At 57.4% G+C, this 22,483-nt stretch carries 14 protein-coding genes and 2 pseudogenes; 7 read left to right on the top strand and 9 right to left on the bottom strand.

Translation table 11 applies throughout. The features are described 5' to 3' along the window. Window positions 1-1,044: 1,044 nt before the first annotated feature. From SBC1_RS37225 to SBC1_RS37215, 3 genes are all read right to left on the bottom strand, one after another. Window positions 1,045-1,545, bottom strand: coding sequence for a transposase (locus tag SBC1_RS37225; RefSeq protein WP_165989214.1), 501 nt, complete (start codon window positions 1,543-1,545; stop codon window positions 1,045-1,047). A gap of 1,547 nt (window positions 1,546-3,092) precedes the next feature. After that, window positions 3,093-4,070 (bottom strand): ParB/RepB/Spo0J family partition protein, encoded by a 978-nt coding sequence (locus SBC1_RS37220; protein ID WP_165106848.1) that lies wholly within the window; start codon window positions 4,068-4,070, stop codon window positions 3,093-3,095. Continuing rightward, on the bottom strand, window positions 4,067-5,278 hold the full coding sequence (locus SBC1_RS37215; protein WP_165106845.1) for a ParA family protein: 1,212 nt from the start codon (window positions 5,276-5,278) through the stop codon (window positions 4,067-4,069). The genes SBC1_RS37220 and SBC1_RS37215 overlap by 4 nt, the downstream gene beginning before the upstream one ends. Before the next feature lie 1,069 nt (window positions 5,279-6,347). Between SBC1_RS37215 and SBC1_RS37210 the strand changes: the two genes are divergently transcribed. After that, a complete protein-coding gene (locus tag SBC1_RS37210; protein ID WP_165106842.1) occupies window positions 6,348-7,751 on the top strand; it encodes a replication initiation protein in 1,404 nt (467 codons plus the stop codon). Window positions 7,752-8,205: 454 nt separating this feature from the next. Here SBC1_RS37210 and SBC1_RS37205 read toward each other — a convergent pair whose 3' ends face one another. The 5 genes and pseudogenes from SBC1_RS37205 to kdgD form a co-directional block, all read right to left on the bottom strand. Continuing rightward, window positions 8,206-8,979, bottom strand: coding sequence for an alpha/beta fold hydrolase (locus SBC1_RS37205; protein WP_165106839.1), 774 nt, complete (start codon window positions 8,977-8,979; stop codon window positions 8,206-8,208). An 85-nt stretch (window positions 8,980-9,064) separates the two neighbouring features. Then, entirely contained in the window at window positions 9,065-9,529 is a 465-nt protein-coding gene (gspG, locus tag SBC1_RS37200) for a type II secretion system major pseudopilin GspG (protein ID WP_165106836.1), read from the bottom strand. A 596-nt stretch (window positions 9,530-10,125) separates the two neighbouring features. Next, window positions 10,126-10,867 (bottom strand): annotated as a pseudogene (locus SBC1_RS37195) (FadR/GntR family transcriptional regulator). 325 nt (window positions 10,868-11,192) lie between these two features. Then, window positions 11,193-12,542 carry an MFS transporter gene (locus SBC1_RS37190; protein WP_304502602.1) on the bottom strand — a complete coding sequence of 450 codons (1,350 nt, stop codon included), beginning with the start codon at window positions 12,540-12,542 and terminating at the stop codon, window positions 11,193-11,195. A 219-nt stretch (window positions 12,543-12,761) separates the two neighbouring features. Beyond that, window positions 12,762-13,679 (bottom strand): 5-dehydro-4-deoxyglucarate dehydratase, encoded by a 918-nt coding sequence (gene kdgD, locus SBC1_RS37185; protein WP_165106831.1) that lies wholly within the window; start codon window positions 13,677-13,679, stop codon window positions 12,762-12,764. Window positions 13,680-13,881: 202 nt separating this feature from the next. Here kdgD and garD point away from each other — a divergent pair, with 202 nt between their 5' ends. From garD to SBC1_RS37155, 6 genes and pseudogenes are all read left to right on the top strand, one after another. After that, the gene (gene garD, locus SBC1_RS37180) at window positions 13,882-15,471 is read left to right on the top strand and encodes a galactarate dehydratase (RefSeq protein ID WP_165106828.1); all 1,590 of its coding nucleotides are present in this window, start codon (window positions 13,882-13,884) and stop codon (window positions 15,469-15,471) included. Window positions 15,472-15,495: 24 nt separating this feature from the next. Beyond that, window positions 15,496-15,684: pseudogene (locus SBC1_RS37175) on the top strand (NAD(P)-dependent oxidoreductase); the annotation flags it as partial. Window positions 15,685-16,413: 729 nt separating this feature from the next. Continuing rightward, a complete protein-coding gene (locus SBC1_RS37170) occupies window positions 16,414-17,406 on the top strand; it encodes a TRAP transporter substrate-binding protein (RefSeq protein ID WP_165106826.1) in 993 nt (330 codons plus the stop codon). A gap of 127 nt (window positions 17,407-17,533) precedes the next feature. Next, entirely contained in the window at window positions 17,534-18,061 is a 528-nt protein-coding gene (locus tag SBC1_RS37165) for a TRAP transporter small permease (protein ID WP_165106824.1), read from the top strand. A 2-nt stretch (window positions 18,062-18,063) separates the two neighbouring features. After that, on the top strand, window positions 18,064-19,416 hold the full coding sequence (locus SBC1_RS37160) for a TRAP transporter large permease (protein WP_165106822.1): 1,353 nt from the start codon (window positions 18,064-18,066) through the stop codon (window positions 19,414-19,416). A gap of 76 nt (window positions 19,417-19,492) precedes the next feature. Next, entirely contained in the window at window positions 19,493-20,692 is a 1,200-nt protein-coding gene (locus SBC1_RS37155; protein WP_165106819.1) for a porin, read from the top strand. Window positions 20,693-21,921: 1,229 nt separating this feature from the next. On the opposite strand, the gene SBC1_RS37150 is transcribed toward SBC1_RS37155, so the two are convergent. Next, complete coding sequence (locus SBC1_RS37150) at window positions 21,922-22,260, bottom strand: hypothetical protein (RefSeq protein WP_165106817.1); 339 nt, start codon at window positions 22,258-22,260, stop codon at window positions 21,922-21,924. Window positions 22,261-22,483: the final 223 nt, after the last annotated feature.

Raw genomic sequence — 22,483 nt, 5'->3', positions numbered from 1 at the left:
CGCGCGATAGCGAAGGATACTGTGTTTGATTCTTAACGTAGCGGTTGATACGCTTTTGGACTCATTCGATACAAGCGAGCTTGGAAATCGATGGATTGCCGCCAGTTATCGAAAAAGCCGGGTTCAAAAACGCGTCGAGCCCAAAAGGCTTCGTGGGCGCGTGAAACATTCCGGCCTTTAACGCGGCCTTTCGTTACTGGATATGGCTTTTGGGACTTCCTGATTTGCTATCGATTGTTTCACGGTCGCGGCACGTTGCGCAACATGCTCGCACCCGGTCCGTTCAATGGCGCTAAAGCAAAAGCCGCCCGGACCAACCGCTTCGGCACTTGGTCCGGGCGAACCGTTCGGCCAACCTCAACTCGCCCTGTCGGCGCCCGTGGGCCATCGCCCGGACAGTTGGAGAACCGTCGACTCCGGCAAACGCAGTCAATAAAGAATTGTCGGCCAAGGGCGATCCCGCAAACAAAGTTGCTGCACTCTTAACCTGCTGGTGGCGTGGCAAACATGGCCCCAGACGGACCCTTGTACGGCGCGCCGCAGTGTGTCACTGATGCAAGGCCGTCGAGCGCGTGGATTGCCAATCGCCTCGAGCTGGTGTGCCCGGCCGCTGGAGGATGCGGTAGATCGCTTGGAGGTGCTGTTCCCCTACCCCGCCGGACTGAGAACGCGGGGTCGAAAGTCGCGGAACCGACACCCCTAGCTGCCGACACACGGTCGATAAGTAGGGTTTAGCGTCACCCCTAGCGCACGCCTGCGCAGCCTTGGCAATCGCCGCCTCGCCGACGGCCTCAACAAGCCACCTCAACAGCTGATGATCCTGCTCGTTCCGCACGCGTACCCACTGTTCCATGGCTTCCTCGCAGGCTGTATGTTTATACAGTACTCGAATGCCACGACTCGTTGATGACAAGTAATAGGCGTCTTCCGCCATTGAATGTTGAGCGTGGCGTTTGTTGTGTATGCTCCCGCAGGGGACCGTTAGTTGCGTATAGGGTCTCCGCGCGATCTCATCGCGAGGTGCCTGACACGAGTTTGCAAGTCCTATCCGCAGATGGATCTGCACGCATCGACATCAGGTACAGGTATGCCCTCCTCAAGCGGGCGATGCGCAAACTTCGCCAGCGTCGCGTCCAGCCCCTTGTTAATTGCCGAAACCGCCGAGGCCGAGAAGCTGTGACCGTAATCGCCTTCACCTTGCGCGTGGACACGCCCTGCACATACATTTCGGCGAGGGGGCGACCAGTGCCTCTCGCTGCGCGCGTAGCGCTCAAACAAGGCCGTTGGGAACTCGCCATGCCGGTCGCGCGGCACGCACAGCTCGAGCTTGCCGATACGCGGGATCAGGCCACGGCCGCAGTAGCCCGCGCCATAACCGCTGCGCACCTCGGTGCGCTCGTTGGAAGTCGCGCCTAGTTGTTCCGTCATCTCGGCTTCGAGTACTTCCTGCAGCGCGTCCTTCATCAGGGCCTTCATCAGGTCCCGATGGCCAGCAACCAGCGCTTCCGCTGGCAGCCGGGTCGCACTACGATTGGTTGTGGCCATGGCACAAGCCCTCCACGGGGCAGGTTGACGAATTGGACACTCATCAACTTACACCACGGCCACCCCCTACCTGCCTTCAGACTTTCTGCATATTTCCCAGCACACTACCCGTATTTGCTAGGACGAGCCGTCCGATCAGCGTGGCGCGGCACTCGATATTCCGCTGCACCGGCGCCGCAAATGCGGCTCGCCTTGCGGCGTAACAAACACGACTTACAGATCCGATGTGGTGCCAGACTCGCAACGCGTAACCTGTGCACTGCGCGTGAAGCTTGCGCCAAACGCGTCTGCAGCGACAAACAGTCTCATAGCTACCGACCTCGCTACGCTCGAAAAGCGAGGCTTCAATGTTGTCCAGCATCAACTGAAACTAGCGATTCCAGCGCACCGCGCAATTGAAGACATGGGGCGAAAAACGGTGATCGTGTTGGAGCGATTTCGATTTCGTCATGTCAGGATCCTACGCCAGCGGATCAACAACGTGACAAAGCCCACCATCCATACGCCGGCGGAAAAATCCGAAGCTCCTATCGCGATATCTCTTTAGCGCGAGACTGGCAGGCCGTTCGTACCGATGCGTGTCTAGAGTCTAGACACGCATCGGTACGAACGGGGCTGTCGCTACGTGGAAATTCACCCGGCGCGTCAGTCGACAGACACGCTCGGGCGGAAGGCGCTGAGGGCGCACAGCAAAGTGCCGGCGGGCCGAGGTCACCGATATCGCAATTGCCCGAGCAACTGGAACACGTAAAACGGCGGTCCGCAGAAGCTCTTCCGCCAGACTTGAAGCCTGAAACAAGTCCTCGCCCTGAACTCGCGAATCCCCAGCAAAGCCAGCTCTCGCGCGCTTGCGTCGGTACCTCAGTGTCCTGTGGCTTGCCTTCACACGTGCCCTCCGACGGCCCAGACAGGCCCGAAGCAATCGCAAAGGAACAAGCAGCCTTCGAGAAGATGCCCGGCCACGAGCATCAGCGACCAACCAGATTGCGGACGTCACCCGGGCAAGGACGGTCGCGCTGTATCCCGGCATGGTTTTGATACGGTCTCCGGCGTTGTGGCCACGGAAACTCTTTGCTGCTTTTCTGAGGGACGGATTTTTCTATTGTGACCGCGGCCTTTAGGCACCAGACAAGCGTAATTGCCATGCCGCGTGGCGACATTTTCAATCTCTACATACCTGCCGAGCAGGGAATCAACAGTCAACAGAGTTGCAAATGGATCTCCGCACCAAGGCCTAACGCGCGCGTCTAGACTCGCTGGTCCGTTCGGCTGATCTGCCGGCGTGCTCGGTCAGACTCCCAGGTATCGCGCGGTGACGATAGCGCGGCTTGACCGTTGGCTGTCCACGCGCGTTTCTAGGCTCTAAAAATTGGGCATGCGGGTGTCAACGCTACGGGCGCCATGTCTAGAGTCTAGACACGACTATATGCTGCAAAATGGATTCCGGACCGGGCCGCCATATCTGCTCCGTGTCTAGACTCTAGACACGCTTGGAGACAGCACAAAAAAAACCCGCACATGGCGGGCTTTGCTACGGCGATCGTTCCTCAGCTCGCTTTAGGCTGAGCGTGGAACATTTGGCTTATTAGCTCCCTTATCTGCGTCTCCTGCACGTCAGTCAGCACGCCAGATTTGATCTTTACCGTGATACCGCTAATGTCCTTGGTAATAGAGCCGGCGTGTTCTTTGCCCGAGAAGAACTTGTCAATGCTCCGCTCGCTCGCTGAGTTGGCCGTCGTCGTTTGTCGAGTTGCCAACGCTTTAATCGCCGCCGCGACCTTACCTTGGTCCATATCACCCTTCACAACGAGGGGCCAGAGTTCCAGCGCAGCGGTGAGACCGCCGTTGCCATGCTTCTTGATGGCCGTCACAATCGCTTGGGCTGCGGTTCCACCAAGCAGTCGCGGCTGAATGTCCAAGTCCTTCCTGATAAAGTCCGGCAAATTCTCGAATGAGAGGAACTGGTAGAGCCCACTGCGGGACATACCCAGTGCCTCAGCCATCCGTTTCCGGTCGGGAAATTCCTTTTCCGTTTGCCTGATGGACGTGGCGACTTCATAGTCAGATAGGTCATCACGGCTGACATTTTCCACTAGGGCCAAGACCGCCATATCCGCGTCGGAACACTCCACAACAACCGCGTTGATTGTGTCGAACCCGACCATCTTGTGCGCGCGCCACCGGCGTTCTCCCGCCACAATCTGATAGTTTTCCTCGGACCGGCGTACCACGATGGGCTGCATGAGCCCGACCTCACGAATGGATTCCGCCAGCTCCGACAGCTTCGCCTCGTTGAATACTCGACGCGGCTGCCAGGGGTTCGGCACAACGTCGGACACAACCAATTTCGAAGCGGCACCGGTGGACTCCAGCTCTTGCACACGGAGCTGCGCAACCGCCAACGCTCCCGCGAGGCCAGGCGCCGTTTGCGTGCGAGTGCTTCGTTTCACTTCGTCTCCGTTAATAGACGAAGTTGCCCGTATGCCTGCCGTCTTGGCCAGCAATTGTTCACGCATATTGCTCATTGCGCGTTCCTCCATTTTTCCGCATAGATTTCATCTATCCAACGACAGTAATCGACAAGAGGCTGTCTAACCCGCTGCAACGACTTTGACGCGCTATGGGTACTGCTGACGTCGAACACCGTTGAGAACGCAAGCGCTCCCGTACTCATTACAGAACTCGCGGGCACTTCAATCGAGTGCAACCAATTCTCGTAGGCGCTTTGTGCCCACGCACGCACGATGGGCGCTGACGAAGTACGGCCATAGTCGACCCTCGAAAGGAGCAGCGAAATAAAGTCGTATTTCTTGTCAGTCTCATATTTCATGAAGCTCTTGGACACATCAGAAAACAGGCGCCAGAACGACAACGAACTAATGAAGTCGAGATTCTCCGGGACCATTGGCATAACCATTGCATCGGCTGCCAGCAACGCGTTCAGGTTGAGGTACGACAGAGAAGGCGACGTGTCCATGAGAATGTAGTCATAACGCTTGCGCAGCGGCTCCAGGCCTTGGCGCAGTACTGTCCAAAACCGAAATCCCGGCCTCATTTTCTGCATCGCGGGCAAATGAAACTCTGCACCAATCAATTCAGTGTGAGCCGGGATGACATCAAGACCATTCCAATACGTTGACTGAACTCTCGCTTCCAATCCACCTTCAATGTCCTGGTCGTAAATGTAAGGCAGAATCGTGTCGTCCGGCGTCACATCCTTTTCCGCGTAAAGACCACAAAGCTCGGAAAGCGAGGCTTGCGGATCGAGGTCGACAACCAGCACCTTGCGCCCGCGCAACGTCAATCCTTGTGCCAGGCACATGGTTGTGGTTGTCTTTGCCGATCCCCCCTTTAACTGAGCCGTGATAATGATTTTCCCTTCAGGCTCGCGTGTCCCGGTAACAAGCGGAGTCTGATAGATGTCAGAGACTTTCTGAACCCAGACGCGCGCTTCCTCTAGAGTGAAGGTCCGGGTTCGGCCAGTGCCTGCCGCGGTGCCCGACGGCAACTCTCCGTCACTCTTGGTGGCGAGGTATTGAACCTGCGAGTGGGCGATATTGCACATTTCGGCAATCTCCCCTGTTTTAAAGACAGGCGCAGCCTTTCTCGGCCGTGGAGCGAGAATAGTGTCACGAAGTTCATCTGTGAAAATTGAGACCTTTTCAGCAAATTGGCTAATTTGCTCAAGGTGAACAGTTCGGTCTACAGCAGGAAGTTGGCTCGTTTTCACCATTCTGAGGTTTTTCCATAAATTTCAATTAACCTCAGAATACAGGAAAGACTTGTAAATTGCTCTATAAATTGCTGTTTATTATAGAAATAATCTGTGAAAACGACAGCCGATGTTTCACTCACAACGTTGTAGAGCGCGTTCGCGAAACGTAAAACTACTCAATTTCTCTTCGGGACGATCATGAGTCGACGTAGTTGTTGTCTCGTGCACGCCGCTAGACCGCTCTCCAATCGCTCCTGAGATTTTCAAGGTGAGGTCGATTGTGCTGTTCTTATTGACGGCGTCGTTCGACCGGATCTGAAGTGCACAATCAACCTCACCTTCGTACCCGGATTTCCGGAACAAGCGCGAAAAATCTCCGCAAAAAGGCCAAAGCGTAAATCTGCACAATTAACCTCACCTTCAATCGCGTGTTTTGGACGTTCCCTAATATATTTTTAGTGGAAAAACCCGCGAGCACGGACCAGCGGTGATGCAATGCACAATCGACCTCACCATGAATTTTGCTCGCCATCCTCCGTACCGGTCTCTTTTCCCATCACTGCACAACTAACCTCACCATCTTCAGCAACTCACGTCTCAACGTATTGGCGACGAGTTGGTTTGTTTTTTTAAAGAATTAAACCCACCAACCTACCAACAGAGTCCCCTTGTTTCCTTTGATTTCAACAATTTAACTGTAGAAAGGTGAGATTCCTTGTGTCGAAGGTGAGGTTTGCTGTGCAGGAAGGTGAGTGTCGTTGTGTGGCCAAGGTGAGGTTTAATTCGCGCAATGGTGAGGTTTGATGTGCAGAAAAAAACTGCTCTAGCAAAGGTGAGGTTGGCTGTGCAGTACCGGGAAGGCGTCGTTGCCGGCGGCGTGAAATAAGGCGTTACCGTGGGGCACAGGTTCAACGTGGTGAGGTTGATTGTGCATAGGTGAGGTTAATTGTGCGAAATCGGCAAGGTGGTGCAAGCTTGACCACTACAAACATCCGCGTGCGACCGGAGGAGGGTGAGGTTGTATGTGTTGACAGCTCACCCATGCATGCTACATTCGCAACAATTGAAATGATCAGCTGATGAGCTTATGGCGGCGGACAATCCTGAAGAAAGCAAGTCGAGGGTAACACCTCGCCAGATGGCGCTCGCGCTGTTCGAGGACCTGTTCGACCTGGGCATGCCCATCAGCGAAGCCACCCGTGAGATCGGCTATCAGCGGAACAATTTTTTCACGCAGATCGTCAACATGGGCCTGCCGGCGCGGCGATTTCTTGACGCTGCATATTTCATCGTTGCCCAGGAACAGGAAGCACGAGATCAGTATGACGTTGAACTGAACTACTTCAAATGGCTGATGCGCTATGACAGCCGCAATCTAAAGCACCTGCGCACAATCGCAGAGGAAGCGCAGGACGCGAAGATCCAGGTGACCGATACGCCGCTCGACCGTGACCCCAATGAAGACGACCTATGGGTCTCAGTCCAGCTGCTGGGGATGGTAGGGTTCCACAGAGGACGGATCCGATTCGACGTACATCCTCGATTGGTCCCACACATCCGTGACCCCAAAAAGTCTCACTGGCTAAGCTTGCGCATTTCGACGGCTTTTACACGCAGTCTGGCGCGAGCGATTTATGACCAGATACTGCCGAGCGTCCCCGATGGCAGAACGGAATGGATACCGCTTGAAGAAATGCGAAATTGGCCCGGGAAAATGGGTGCGAACGCGGCTATCTTCAAATACTTCAAACGGGACTGGCTTGAGCCGGCGGTGCGTGAAATCAATGAGGTATCGGACATCGATTTGACGTATGAAACCAGGACCGAGTCCACCACATCGAAAAAAATCGACCGCATAAGGTTTCTGCTCAAGCGCAAGGATACCGCCGATGCTGTCTTGGCCAGCTTGGCTGACGCCAGCCACCTGTACAAGATTCTCAAGGATGAATTCAACTTGTCGACTAAACAGTTTACGGAGATTTCCGAGAACCGTGAGGTCTGGACCGATACGCACATCCAGCAAGCTGTTGAATACACTCGCTTCAAGATTAATCGCGGACAGGTGAAAAGGAGTCCAGCTGGCTACTTGATGAGAGCTCTCCGCGATAACTGGAAAATGTCTGAAGCCGAACGGACCATGGTAGACGTTCAGTCAAAACTGCTTACCGACGAAACAGAAGCAGAGGTCGCAAAGAATGAAACCCGGAGTTCGGTCGCACGCACCATGGCATCGCGTGAGGAAGAAGTCCGTGCACGCATGAATGAAGAATCGCTTAAAGGACGTGAACACTTCAACGCTGCTGACTTGAAAACGCGCAAAGATCTGGTCCGCTCATGGGTCACGTCGAGCCAAGGCAAACTCATGCTCCGGCGTATGAAACTTGAGGCATCAACAGTAACGGAGCAGGACATCCTCGCGAATGCGGACCTCGGTTGGTACCTGGGGCAATTTGTGTTCGGGCGCATGAATTCGTCTCGGACATCGCCCTGATGTGCCTGAAGGGCATTGCCAATCATAGTGCCAGCCTGAGCTTCGCAGCGAGTCTTCGCCGGAAACGCGATGCAGCCCTCGTCGAGGCACGGCGCTCTAAGAGTAACGCTTTGATGGTGGCCAGCATGTTGCGCGCCGACGCAGAACTCAGTAGGAGAGAGTATTCGCGCTTAACCGATCAGAAGGAACCGCCGATGGAGGTCATGCTCTGGTGGCTTGTATTGGCTGGAAGCGAAGGCCATCGAAAGCTCACTTCTGGATTCGAGTCTCCAATGTTTGAGCTTTACGCTCCGAGGCAGGCTTTATAGCCGGCCCCCGCGTATGTTGCGCATAGGATCGGACTAGATGGTCTGGGAAGCTGGGCGAGTGCGAGACGGCAAGGAGGGGAGGGCGGTCATCGATCTGGCGCCGTAGTGCCCCGCGCACACATTTTCTGATTCCGATGGGCCAACAGCTAATCCGCGCTCGCGGCGCCCGGTTTTAAGCCTTGCTCAACCACGGAGCGTATTACTTCGGCAAACTCGTCGGGCGCTTCGACGCACGACGTATGGCCCGTTTCAAGCACCACCAGTCTAGAACCTGGAATGCCGTTGCTCAGGCTTTCTGCATGGGACAAATTGCGAGCCGGGTCGCGACTTCCATGGACCACCGCGGTGGGAAGGGATGATAGTTCGTTGAGCATGTCCGTGAGGTCGGTGTGTTGTAAACTGCGCAAGCTTTCGGCCGTCGCCTCAGCAGTAACACGGCGCGGATACGTCATAAACGAGTCCACAAGCTCGGCGGGGCAGACGCTTCCAAGCGAGCGTTCGGTCATGGCTTTCCACAGCGGCGGCCCCCATGTCTGAAGGACGCGCTCGATCACTGATTCGATATCGCCGTGTCCCTTTGTATTCGCTCCGCTATTGCTCAGCACGAGACCAGCTACGTTCCTTTTCGTCGAGCGTAAATCGATCGCAGCGGCGAGCGCAGCGATCGGCGTGCCTACTGAATGTCCTATGAGCACGGTGGGTCCGAGCTCTCTAAGTAGCATGGCTACACGCGCCGCAACCGAGTGAAGGTCGTGCGGGCCCGTGCCTTCGAGCCAGCCCACGCCGATAGCCCGAAGCTTGACGATTCTTGTGACAGGCGCAATGGCGTTTGGCGGGATGAGGGCGCCCGGCAAGAAGACAAGGGTCGGTCTGTTTTTGGGTCCATGACTGAGATGGAACGTGGCTAAAGCCTGCGTCATTTATCTACGTCTCTTTTGTTATTCGATGGAGCGGAGCAATGGTGTCGGGCTAAGCGTCGCGTGCGCAGTGCAAGGAGACACCCGGCTATTCCCATGAGCCTATGTCGGCATCGCTGTCTTCACCGCCTTGCTTTGCGTCGGCGCCGTAGCTGAATACGTCGACCTCACCATGGACGCCAGGATTGAGATACTGGTACGCATTGCCCCATGGATCGTTTGGCAAGCGCTGGAGATAGCCGCCGTCCTTCCAGAAGTTCGGCACCGGACTAGTAGCAGGTTTCTCGATAAGCGCCCGCAGGCCTTGCTCCTGGGTCGGATAGCGGCCGCTGTCGTGGCGGTATAGTTTCAACGCTTGCACGATTGTGCCGATGTCCTGTTTCGCAGCGACACGCTTCGCTTCTTCCGGGCCACTCATGATCTTAGAGACGATTAGCGTGATCAGCAGGGCGAGCATCGCAACCACGACCGCGATTTTTCTAAACGTGAACCCTCGTTGGTCATGGCTGCGCAGAGCCGCGATATCCGTGCGGCGATTAGTCCCCATTTGCATAACTTGCTACCTATTTTCCTGGAAGAAACGTACGGTCAACGCACGGAAAGAGGGTGCTCAAACAAGCCCGACCGTTCGTTGTAAGGTTTTGTCGTAAGTGTAGGGTAAATGTAGCCAGTAGAGCATCCAGACAATGGAATGGGGACGGGGAAACGATCAACCACTCTGGCCGATGACATGTTGGATCTCGAGAAACCACCGTCCACTTGGGTTGCGTGCGGGCGTTAAAACACAACTAACAGTCTGACGCCCCGGCCTCATTAACAAGAACCCCTCGGCCCGCTTCGATAAGGCTCTTAACGCGCTTTCAAAGCGGGGGAGTAATCAACGAAGCGTGAGCCCATGTGACGCCAGTCCGTTGCAATCATGAAAACCAGCGCACACAATTTCTCCAGATTAAGTCATCGGACAATGAGTCGAGCGAACGTTTCGACGCGAAGAAGTTGAAGTGAAGCACTCACCTTCGTTTCCATGCTGGGATCCCGCGACGGCATCGCCTTCGAGACCAAAGCGGGCGCCTAGGTGACAACCCACAACGGCGCGGACCCCGTCACGCTAAAAAAGCTGCATGCGGCCTTTTTTCAACCTGTCGCGAATCAACCGTACGCTTGAACAGTTTCGTTGGCGCGCCTCAGCCGCTCGCGGCTATTGGACAGGTGCATGCGCATGGCCGCGCGCGCCCTCGGCATCGTGCCGCGTGATCGCCTCGAGGATGCTTGCGTGCTCCAGGTTGACCAGCGACAGATAGGCGTCAGGCTCCGCGCGTGCGATTCCCGCCGAATCGAGCCGGTTTCTGGGGATCAGTGCGCTGCCCATCTGCGTGAGGACATCGACGAAATACCGGTTGCCGGTTGCGCGAGCCACCGAGACATGAAACTGGAGGTCTGCGTCGACACTGTCCTGCCCATTGCGGCGGGTCGCTTCGATCGCATCGAGCGCCGCGCGCATGCGTGCGAGATCGTCCGGCTTAGCCCGTTGAGCAGCCAGACCCGCGCATTCCGTTTCGAGGCTGATGCGTAGTTCAAGTATGGACAGGACGTCGCGCAAGGTCGTGGCCGGCACCATGTCGATGCCCAGCGTTTCGCGCGATTGTTCAAGCACGAAGCTGCCGATGCCGTGCCGTGTCTCGATGATCTTGCCCGCCTGCAAGCGTGAAATGGCCTCGCGGATAACGGTGCGGCTCACGCTCAGCGTGACCATCAACTGTGATTCGGTCGGCATTTTGTCGCCGGGCCTGAAGGCGTGATTCTCAATTTGCTCGGTGACATAGCTGACGACAAACTCAGCGAGATTGCGAGCGCGTCGTGGCGGTGAAGCGGAAGCCAGAGGAGTGGCCATCGAAAACGCCCCTAAAATCAAATGATTGCGTCTATTTTCCCCATTTTTATTATACCGTCGTCTGATGACTGCTCATGCGAGTCGTAACCACGCGTAACCATTTCGACGCCGATGTCTGGTGCGTATCGCAGGCGCCATCGCAGGCCCAGTTTTACGGGCCGGGCGGAGAACATCCAAGGGAGGGCTCCATGAAGTACGATGACTGCACGGCGAAGGGCCGCGCCCCACTGATTGTTTCGACGTCCCTTCGGGCCGATTCGACTGCGGTGGAAGTACGCGCCGGAAAGCGAAGCCCTTTCCGCACTGACGTGACGGCGGCTGTCTACTACCGCGGGCGTAGTTCGACCCGCTTGATGTCTTTCACGATCACCAGGTAACTGAATACAGTGAGCAACGCATTCAGGCCGACGAAAACCAGCGCGCCATTGAACGAGCCGGTGTTCGCAACGAGATAGCCGATCACGATCGGCGTCACGATGCCAGCCACGTTGCCGAACATGTTGAAGATGGAGCCTGAAAGACCGAGGGCCTCTTTGGGCGACGTATCCGCGACAACAGCCCAGCCGAGCGCCCCGATACCTTTGCCGAAGAATGCGAGCGACATGAGCGCGACGACAACCCAGTCGGTCGTGACATAGTTGCAGCCGATGATGCACACCGACAGCAGCATGCCTCCAACAATCGGTGCCTTGCGCGCAAGCGTGAGCGAATGGCCGCGCCGAAGCAGCGAGTCGGACAGGAAGCCGCCGAGTACGCCACCGGAGAATCCGCAGATCGCGGGCAGCGATGCCACCAGACCCGCGTGCAGGATCGTCATGCCGCGTGCCTGCACGAGGTAAATCGGAAACCACGTCAGGAAGAAATAGGTCAGCACGTTGATGCAGTACTGGGCGAGATAAATGCCAAGCAGCATGCGGTTGGTCAGCAACTGGCGCATAAGGAGCCAGCCCCCGGCGCCTGCGATGTCACTGGGCTGCGTTCGCTTATGTCCGTTCACTACGCCGCCGCCCTGTTCGATGTAGTCGAGTTCGGCGCGCGAGACCCGCGGGTGATCGGCAGGGTTCTTCATCACCTTCAGCCAGGTGAAGGCAAGTAAGAGTCCAGTCATACCCATCACGAGGTACACCGTGTGCCAGCCGAACGCGTGGGTAAGCCAGGCCATCAGCGGCGTGAAAACGACCGCCGCGAAGTATTGGGCTGAATTGAAAATGGCCGAGGCCATGCCGCGCTCAGTCGTGGGGAACCAGTTGGCAACCACCTTGGCATTGGCCGGAAACGCTGGCGACTCGGCAGCGCCCATGGCGAAGCGCAGCACGAACAGCGCAGTGATGGCGGCGGCTGCGCTCCCGAGCAAACCGATCGCGCCTTGCAGAAGCGTGAAGAGGGACCACAGGAAAATGCTTGCCGCATAGACGCGCCGCGCGCCGAACCGGTCCAGCAGCCAGCCGGCCGGCAGTTGCGACAAGACATATGCCCAACTGAATGCGGAGAAGATGTATCCCAACCTGATCGCGTCGAGGCCGAACTCGGCGCGCATCGCGGAGCCGGTCACCGAGAGCGTGGCGCGATCCGCGTAATTCAACGTCGTGATAAGAAAGATCAACAGCAGAATCGCATAGCGGACGTTGGTGCGCTTGGCGACGTGGGAGGGGCTTGCCGTGCGGCGCATTTCCATGGTCATCTCCTGAATCTTATGCAAGGCAGAGCGCTCCCAGGCTGTGTAGCGCAATCAGCCGAGACGGCGTTACCGATCAGCCGGAGCTTGGCCGGAAGTGCCGTGCGGGGGCGGCGGGTGCTGTAAAAGCGCCCGGCGACGTTGCCGTCCCGGGCGCTCTTTGCGGTCCATGTGCGCGACCCTGGTTCGCACGGCCCTCGGCCCTCGGCGCTTGCTGCGTTACTGCGGGCCGAGTGCTTTAATGAGCGCGTCGAGTTTGCTCATTTCTTCTTCGGTCAGATCGGTCAGCGGAGCGCGTACCGGTCCGGCGCTATGGCCCACGAGTTTCGCGCCGGCCTTCACGATGCTTACCGCGTAGCCCGCACGACGGTTGCGGATCGCCAGATAAGGCAGGAAGAATTCGTCGATCAGCTTGCCCACGGTGGCGTGGTCCTCCGCGGCAATCGCGTGGTAGAAGTCCATCGCCGTCTTCGGAATGAAGTTGAACACCGCCGACGAATACACCGGTACACCCAGCGCCTTGTATGCCGCGGCATAGACTTCCGCGGTCGGCAGGCCGCCGAGATAGGCGAAGCGGTCGCCGAGGCGTCGGCGGATCGTTACCATGTTCTCGATCTCGCCCACGCCGTCCTTGAAGCCGATCAGGTTCGGGCAGCGCTGCGCCAAGCCCTCGAGCATGTCGGCGTTAAGCTTCGAGTTCGCGCGGTTGTAGATGATCACGCCCATGTCCGGCACCGACTTGCACACCTCTTCGGCGTGCGCGGCGATGCCTTCCTGGCAAGCTTCGGTCAGGTAGTGAGGCATCAACAGGATGCCGTTCGCGCCGTGACGTTGAGCTTCCTGCGCGTAGGCGATCGCTGCACGCGTCGGGCCGCCTGCACCAGCGAGGATCGGTACCTTGCCCCTGCAAACTTCCGTCGCGGTGCGGACGACCTTCGAATAGTCGTCGTGTGTCAGAGAGAAGAATTCACCCGTGCCGCCAGCGACAAACAGCGCCGAAGCTCCATATGGCGCGAGCCATTCCAGGCGCTCGGCATAGGTATCGGCGCGAAACTCGCCTTGTTCGTCAAAGTCGGTGACGGGGAAGGACAAAAGACCTTTCGAAACAATCTGCTTCAGTTCCTGCGGTGTCGTCATGGGGAGCATCCAGCGTGTCAGGTGATAGGGATAGCGCTTTCTTATACGTCATCGTACAACACAAGATCCGTGGAATTCAATGATGATTTGTTGTGCATTGGGCATCATAGGGTAAATACGGAACGTCTCGACAAGGCTCATGTTGTAGGATGACGTATGAATTTGTCGTGACGGGTATGAAATCGTCATAAGGATCGATGCAATGGAAAATTCCCCGCTCTACATTCGCGTTCACCCCAATGACAACGTCGCGATCGTCGTCAACGACGGCGGTCTGGGTGAGGGCGCAGTATTTCCCGATGGGCTTGTGCTGCGCGAGCGCGTGCCGCAAGGACACAAGGTGGCGCTCGTTGATCTTGCGGAAGGCGACGAAGTCATTCGCTACAACGTGGTGATTGGCTACGCGCTCAAGTCCTTGCCGTCGGGCAGTTGGATCAACGAACACGTGATCCGCATGCCGAGTCCGCCAGGACTTGAGGACTTGCCGATCGCGACCATCAGGGCGCCAGACATGCCGCCCCTTGAGGGCTTCACGTTCGAGGGCTATCGCAATGCTGACGGATCGGTCGGCTCGCGCAACATCCTTGCTATTACGACCACGGTGCAATGCGTGGCCGACGTGGTTCAGCATGCGGTCACGCGCATCAAGGCAGAGTTGTTGCCGCATTACCCGAACGTCGACGATGTGGTGGGTCTCGGGCACACCTACGGTTGCGGCGTCGCCATCGATGCGCCCGACGCCATGGTGCCGATCCGCACGGTACGCAACATCAGTCTGAATCCGAATTTCGGCGGCGAAGTGATGATGGTCAGCCTTGGCTGTGAGAAGTTGCAGCCGGAGCGCTTGATGCCGCCGGGCACGATCCCCATTGCCGCGGCCGCCAATGTCGCTGAAGTCGCCGATATTGGTGACGTCGAGGCGGACCAGAATGGCGATGTCGTCGTGCTTCAGGATGAAGCACACGTTGGCTTCCAGTCGATGATCGATTCGATCATGAGAATGGCAGATGCTCATCTGAAGCGGCTGAACAATCGCCGTCGCGAGACATGTCCGGCCGCCGACCTCGTGGTCGGCGTGCAATGCGGCGGCAGCGACGCATTCTCCGGGCTGACTGCGAATCCCGCGGTGGGCTTCGCGACCGACTTGCTGGTGCGCGCCGGTGCGACGGTGATGTTCTCCGAAGTCACCGAAGTGCGGGATGGCGTCGATCAACTGACCGCACGCGCGGCTAATGCGGATGTCGCCGCAGCGATCATCCGGGAGATGCAGTGGTATGACGATTATCTGAAGCGCGGCGGCGCCGACCGCAGCGCCAACACGACGCCGGGCAACAAGAAAGGCGGCTTGTCGAACATCGTCGAAAAAGCGATGGGTTCGATTATCAAGTCGGGTAACTCGGCCATCTCGGGCGTGCTGTCGCCTGGCGAAAAGGTGCGGCAGAAGGGCCTGATTTACGCGGCAACGCCCGCGAGCGATTTCATTTGCGGCACGCTGCAGGTTGCCGCGGGCATTAACCTTCATGTGTTCACGACCGGCCGCGGCACGCCCTATAGCCTCGCGGAAGTCCCTGTCATCAAGGTCGCAACACGCTCGGATCTGGCCCGCCGCTGGCATGACCTGATGGATATCAATGCCGGCACCATCGCAACTGGGGATGCGACCATCGAAGACGTGGGTTGGGAGTTGTTCCGCCTGATGCTCGAGGTGGCCAGCGGGCGCAAAGAGACCTGCGCGGAGAAACTCAAGCTGCACAATGCATTGACGCTGTTCAATCCGGCGCCGGTGACCTGATGCAATCACAAGACAGGTGTCGGCATGAGCGGCCCGAACCTTGAACATTCAATGACACAGAAACCCTTCCGGCGCCTTCTGCTCACCGGCGCTGCCGGAAATCTGGGCGGCAACTACGCGGCGAGCAATGTCGTGCACGTGACCGATATCGCGTCGCTCGGCGCAATGGCTGCGCACGAGGAAGCATTGATCGCCGATCTCGCGGATGAATCCTGATGACCCGACGCAGCGCTATCAGGGCGGCCCGTTCGTGCTGGCCGGTCCGATAGAGTCAAAGCGATGAGCGCCACAGCAAACCCGTTGGTCAACGCGGGTGATCGGCCTGTCCGAGTCGGAATGCACCAGCGAACTATATAAACAACAGGTGCATGAGAAAAGCGACGGCATGTCGTCAATCCCTTGCGACTCGTCTGTTGCTGTTTGCTCATCACTCGTCCGACAACATGGTCGCATAAAAACCACTGTTAAGTTCCCCTTCCTCTGCGGCAAAGATCTTCCTGGACGCGCAACTTTCGCTGTTAAACCCTTTGTATATTGGGTTATCGGCCAACGACCGAACCTGTAAATATTGCGTCATCAGATCTGCCGTGCGGGTAAATACCGGCTGTACAACATGAAAGCCATTTTATAGACTTCATACGTCATCGTACAACGTACAAGCCCAAACAAATTCCTTTCTGAGAACCTTTGGGCTGCTGAATGAATAGGGCAGTGCCCGTCGCGCGCGTGACCCGCGTGCGTTGGGGCTGATGCCAATGCAGTCGAAGTAAAGAAGTTGAGTTGAACGACAGGAGTGCTGAGCATCTGTGGTGGGGAGATCAAACAGGCCAGCGCGGCAAAGCTTTCGCCAGCTACAACGGCGGCGATCGCGGGCCGGGAGACGTATCAAAACCATGTCGCATCCGCAATCGATTGGATGATCTAATTTCAAGGAATGTCACGATGAAAAAGAAGTTTGCCTATTCCCGCGTTTCGATGATTGTCGCGGCGACCGCGCTGACATTCACCGCAGTGTCGGCACAAGCGCGCATGTTCCGCGTCTCGGATGTGCATGGCGACACCTATCCGACCAACATGGCTGTGAAGTACATGGGCGAAGAGATCAGCAAGGCAACAGGTGGCAAGGACACGGTGAAGGTTTTTGGCAACAGCTCGCTGGGTTCGGAAAACGACACGCTCGATCAGGTGCGCATTGGTGCGCTCGACATGGCACGCTGCAATGGCGCCGCGTTCAACGAGATCGTTCCGGAATCGATGATTCCGTCGCTGCCTTTCCTGTTTCGCGACATCAACCATTTTCGCGATGTGATGTACGGTCCGGTGGGCCAGAAGATTCTTGACGCCTTCCAGGCGAAGGGCATGATCGCGCTGACGTTCTATGAGAGCGGTGCGCGTTCGATCTACTCGAAGAGACCCATTCATTCGCCCGCCGACATGAAGGGCCTGAAGGTGCGCGTGCAGCCTTCGGATCTGATGGTCGATGAAATCAAGGCAATGGGCGGCACGCCGACGCCGATGCCGTTCTCCGAAGTCTATACGGGCTTGAAGACGGGTCTGGTCGATGCTGCGGAAAACAACATCCCGTCTTACGAAGAGACCAAGCACTTCGAAGTCGCGCCGATCTATTCCGAAACCCAGCATTCGATGACGCCGGAAGTGCTGGTGTTCTCCAAGAAGGTCTGGGATACGTTGACGCCGCAGGAGCAAGTCATCATCAAGAAGGCGGCGGCTGACTCGGTGCCTTACTACGAGAAGTTGTGGACCGCGCGCGAAAACGACGCGAGCAAGACAGTCGTCAAGGGCGGTGCGACGATCATCGCGGCGAATCAGATCGACCGTCCGGCATTCGTCAAAGCCATGCAGCCGGTGTGGGCCAAGTACGAAAAGACCCCGCAAATGAAGCAGCTTGTCGACGAAATCCAAGCGGTTAAATAAGGTTCATAAGTCTGGCCTTGGCGAAAATCCTGCTGGATTTTCGCCGTATGCGGTTTGATGAATCCGTGACATTACGGAGGATTCCTGATTGATAAGTAAAAGTCCGTCGTATGCAAGGATGGCATCAATGAAATTCATGAAACGCTCAAATGACTTTCTCGTCTACGTGCTGGTTAGCGTGGCGTCAGTGAGTCTGGCCGCGCTGAGCCTGCTTGTCTTCTACGGTGTTGTGATGCGTTATGTCTTCAACGACGCCCCGGATTTCGTCGAGCCGATTGCTCTGCTGCTGGTGATCGTTATCGCCATGTTTGGCGCCGCTCTCAAAGTTCGCGAGAACGGTCATATTGGACTCGACTCACTGGTCAAGAAATTGTCGCCCAAGGGTCAGGTAGCGGCGGAGGCGTTCCAGCATCTCTGCCTGATCGCGTTCTCCGCTGCGGTTTTCTTCGGCTGCATAGAAATGGCGGAGACGACGATGGACGATCAAATCCCCATTCTTGGCCTGCCGGAAGCGCTTCGATATCTCATCCCGATCGTTGCCAGCGCTTGCATCATTCTTTTCTCGATAGAGCACCTGCTAGCGCTGTTCACGCAAAAACAAATTCTCGCTAGAGCACCTGCTAGCGTTGTTCACGCAGAAACAAAAACAGAATAATCATGGAACTTGCCATCCTCTCCGTCAGTTTCATCGTCTTCCTCGTTCTCGGAGTTCCCGTTTCGTTCGCGTTAGGTCTTGCATGCGTACTGACCTATCTGCATGAAGGCTTGCCGGCTGCAACGGCGATGCAGTCGATGATCTCGGGAATGAACGGATTCTCTTTCCTCGCGGTCCCGTTCTTCATTTTCTCCGGTGAGTTGATGCTGCACGGCGGCATCGCGGACCGCATCCTGCGTTTCGCGCAGGCCACGGTGGGGCATTTCCGGGGTGGTCTCGGTATGGCCAACGTGGTCGCATGCACGCTGTTCGGCGGGGTGTCTGGCTCGCCGTCCGCGGATACCTCGGCGATGGGCGGCGTCGTCATTCCGTTGATGAAGCGGGAAGGCTATAGCGCGGCCTACGCGGTCAATGTCACCACTCATTCGTCGCTGGCAGGTGCGTTGATGCCTACCTCCACGAACATGATCATCTATGCGTTTGCCGCGCAGGGCATAACGGGGACCTTGAACGGGCATCAGATGAGTGGCGTCTCGATAGGCGACCTGCTGTTTTCCGGTCTCCTGCCCGTGCTTTGGGTGATGGGTTTTATCCTCATTGCAGCCTACTGGCAGGCGGTTCGCTTCGGTTATCCGCGTCGCCCCGACGGCTCGACCGAACTGCAGCGCTTTCCCGGCTGGTTCGCAGTTGGCCGCACGTTTCTCGGCGCGTTGCCGGGATTGATGGTGATCGCGATCATCCTGGTGTGCGTGGCCAAAGGCATTGCGACAGCGACGGAGGCGGCGGCCATTGCCGTGTTTTATTCGCTGGTGCTGACCATCGTCGTTTATCGCACGCTGACGAGGAAGAAGCTTTTCCTGGCACTGTCCAAGGCGACTAAAACGACCGGAGTGGTGCTGCTGCTGATCGGCGTGTCGAACATGCTTCGCTACCAGATGGCTTATCTGGAGATTCCCGACGCAATCGAGCACCTGCTTGAAAATGCCACGACGATCCCTTGGTTGATGCTGCTTTACATCAATATCATCCAGATCTTTCTTGGCACGTTCGTCGACATGGCGGCTCACATCCTGATCACCACGCCATTGTTCTTGCCGATGGCGATGCACAGCGGCGTGGGCCCGGTGCAGTTCGGGATCATGATTCTGCTGAACTGTGCGTTGGGCCTCGTTCACCCGCCGATCGGTTCGGTGCAATTCATTGGCTGCGCGATCGGCAATGTCTCGATCGGGGAAACAACCAAAGTTGCGTGGCCGTATTACCTGGCCATTTTCAGCGCGATCAATATCGTGACCTACGTACCGATGTTTTCGACGTGGTTGCCGAGCCTGATCAATGGACACCCAGTGTTTTGAGCGTGTGGTTTCAGAGTCGGCGCTGTTTAGACAACGCGAAGAATCAACAACAAGTTTTTTCTAAAGGGGATCAAAGATGAAAAAGGTACTGGCAACTTCGGCCCTTGGGCTGGTCGCCCTCGGCGCGCACGCTCAGAGCAGCGTGACGCTGTACGGCATCGTGGATACAGGGATCGGCTATCAGAGCAGCCAGACGTCGCTCGGTTCGACATCCGGTGGCCGCTCGGTCGTCAAGATGGTCAACGGCATCTGGGCAGGCAGCCGGTTCGGCCTGAAGGGAAGCGAGGATCTGGGCGGCGGCACGAAGACAATATTCCAGTTGGAAGAGGGCTTTAACAGTGCGACCGGCGCGGAGTCCGTTGCCGGCGAGGCGTTCAACCGGCAAGCTTATGTTGGTTTGGCCAATTCCACGTACGGTACGCTGACAGCAGGCCGTCAGTACACGTCGTACTACACGTTGCTCTCGCCCTATAGCCCGACCACGTGGCTGACTGGCGCCTACGGTGCCCACCCGGGCGATATTGATTCGCTTGATACGTTGTACCGCGCGAACAACTCGCTGGTGTACACGTCCCCGAGCCTGCACGGCTTGACAGCCAGCGGATCGTATTCAATGGGCGGCGTGCCGGGCAGCTTCAACGCGGGTTCCACATGGAGCGCGGCGCTGCAGTACCTGAACGGACCGTTCGGTATCGCGGCAGGCTTCCAGCGGATCAATAACTCGACGCCCGGTGGCGGCGCATGGGGCGCTAGCTCCACGACGTCGAATGCGGGCGCGCAGGCGGGCGTGTCGGGTATCAACAACGGCTATCAGACTGCGCAGGCTCAGCAGCGGGTTGCGGTGACAGGTGGCTATACGTTCACTCAACAATGGGACGTCTCGTTCTCGTATTCGAACGTGCAATACATCCCGGGTATCAACTCGCAATTCCGCCACGAGGCGATCTTCAACACGGCCGGCGCAGTGCTGCACTTCAAGCCGGCGACAGTGCTGGACCTGGCGGCAGGCTATAGTTACACGCGCGCAACAGAGGCGAACGGCATCTCGAACTCTGCTCAGTATCAGCAGTTCAACCTCTCGCAGTACTACAGTCTCTCCAAGCGTACCGGACTGTATGCGCTGGAGGCCTATCAACGTGCGAGCGGCCAGACCTTGGGAACGAACGGCGTGAGCATCATCAACGCAACCGCGGATATCGGCGATGGCCAGAACAGCGCGCCGTCATCGTCACGTAGCCAGTTTGCTGCAGGCGTCGGTATCATTCACCGGTTCTAATCGCGTAGCGTTCGGGGCGGCATCCGTGGACGCCGCCCTTGTACACCATGGGTCGTCGCCGATGATGCGCGCCGCAATTGAAGTACGCCGGCGTGGGGTTCGATACGTAGTGCTGAGCATGTGTGTGGGTGACAGCATGGGTGCAGCGGGATTGTTTGAAGTGCTGCGAAATTAGCGAACCGGCAGGTCTGAACGCCTTGAATTGATTCCAAAGTCGTTGCCATGATTGACCTGCATGTGCGCGTGGTTGCAATACGCCACGCTCGTACAAAAGCGCTAGAGCATTGTTGCCGCGGCGCTCCAACTGAAAATCGCAACATGACGTCACCTCGCTCATGCCTTTCAGGGAGGTCCGTTCAAGGCTCGTCTTTGCTGCGGACATTTCCCGATGGTTGGCCAGTGCGGCGACGGCTTCTTTTCCGACCCGCGATGAGTGCGACGAGCGCGATGAATCCAATCGCGAAAAGTGCAACAACGCTCAGCGCGCTCGAGCCGTGGGAACCAGTCGCCTCCGAAGCCGCGTCGGATGCAGCCGCAGGTACCGATGCCTGCGTCGCAACCGGCTGCGGAAGCGCTACGCCAGCGGCACTCCCTTGCCGCGCGAGGGACGCTTCCGATGTCGGGGACGCCTGAGATGCTGGCACGGGAACCGCGTCTGGAGCGGGTCCGACGGGAGCCATATCGGTAGCCGAAGCTATAACCGGAGCCGACGGTTCGCGAGAAATGGCTTGGCTAGACTTGGCGATCGCCTTCCACTGCGCAAATACGGTGTCGATGCAGTGGACATCAATGCACGCGTTGCGCGATTGCCTCCACTGGGCGAGCCGTTGCGGCGATAGCTTCCCAGCGCTTAGCAGAGTCTGTTGCTGAGCGACAATATCGTCGTACTCGTTGTTCAGAATGGCGTGGTCGCATATGACGCGCTCAGCCGGTTGACGCGTGGTAGCACATTGAATATCGCTCGCCCATGCTCCGGTTGAACCAAACGCTGCCATTGACAGCAGCAATGCCAAATGTTGTCTCGGATGCACCAGTCCTCCTTGAACATGATTGCCATCGAGCCGCGGATTGGGAAGACGTGACCACCGCCGGAGCAGTCTATGGACCACGGCTCTGGGACGTACGACCGCCAGATTGCCGTTGCGGCAATCCAGCGTGCCCGCATGACGTCGCGTTGTCTGCAACACGTCAACATAGCAGCTACTAGCCGGGTAGCAGTCAGCTACGGCCTAATCCGTTGAGAAGACGACCGCCGCCGTATCTCCGACTTGCGTGAAACTACGGACAAAACGATAGACCTGGCTGCCAATTGGCAATTGATTCGCTCCCGAAGAGGTCGATTCAAGCATGTCGTTTGCGAGCGATGTTGCAATCGCGCCAATCTGCTTCAGGTCTTCGCGTGGACCCGCGGGGTCCCCCAGATACACGGTACAAATGTCGGCCGTATGTCGCATCATCACAATGCTTGTCGCTTTGTCGAGTGACCGCTCCAGATATTCGGCAAGTGCCTGCAGCGATTCAGACGCCTGCTCGGGTTGGCCGTTCGCTAAACCATTGTCGTCCGCCACTTTGACCTCCTTCGGCCGATGGGCCATGTGACCGTCTTGTGTCGTCTTCCTGGCTCCATCATGGCACAACGCTCGCATCCAGGACTAGGGACGCTGGTAATGCGGTGGTTGTATCGAAGAGATCTCGGCGTAGATTCGACAAAGAATTCAAGCGCGCAGACGACGCCGTAGTTTATTCAACGCCCGTCCGTGCGTCCCGTCTCGCGCATGCCTCTCACGCATG

Source organism: Caballeronia sp. SBC1 (assembly GCF_011493005.1).
GTDB lineage: Bacteria > Pseudomonadota > Gammaproteobacteria > Burkholderiales > Burkholderiaceae > Caballeronia.
The sequence above is the reverse complement of the archived record's forward strand: the minus strand, read 5'-3'. Positions and strand labels throughout refer to the sequence as shown.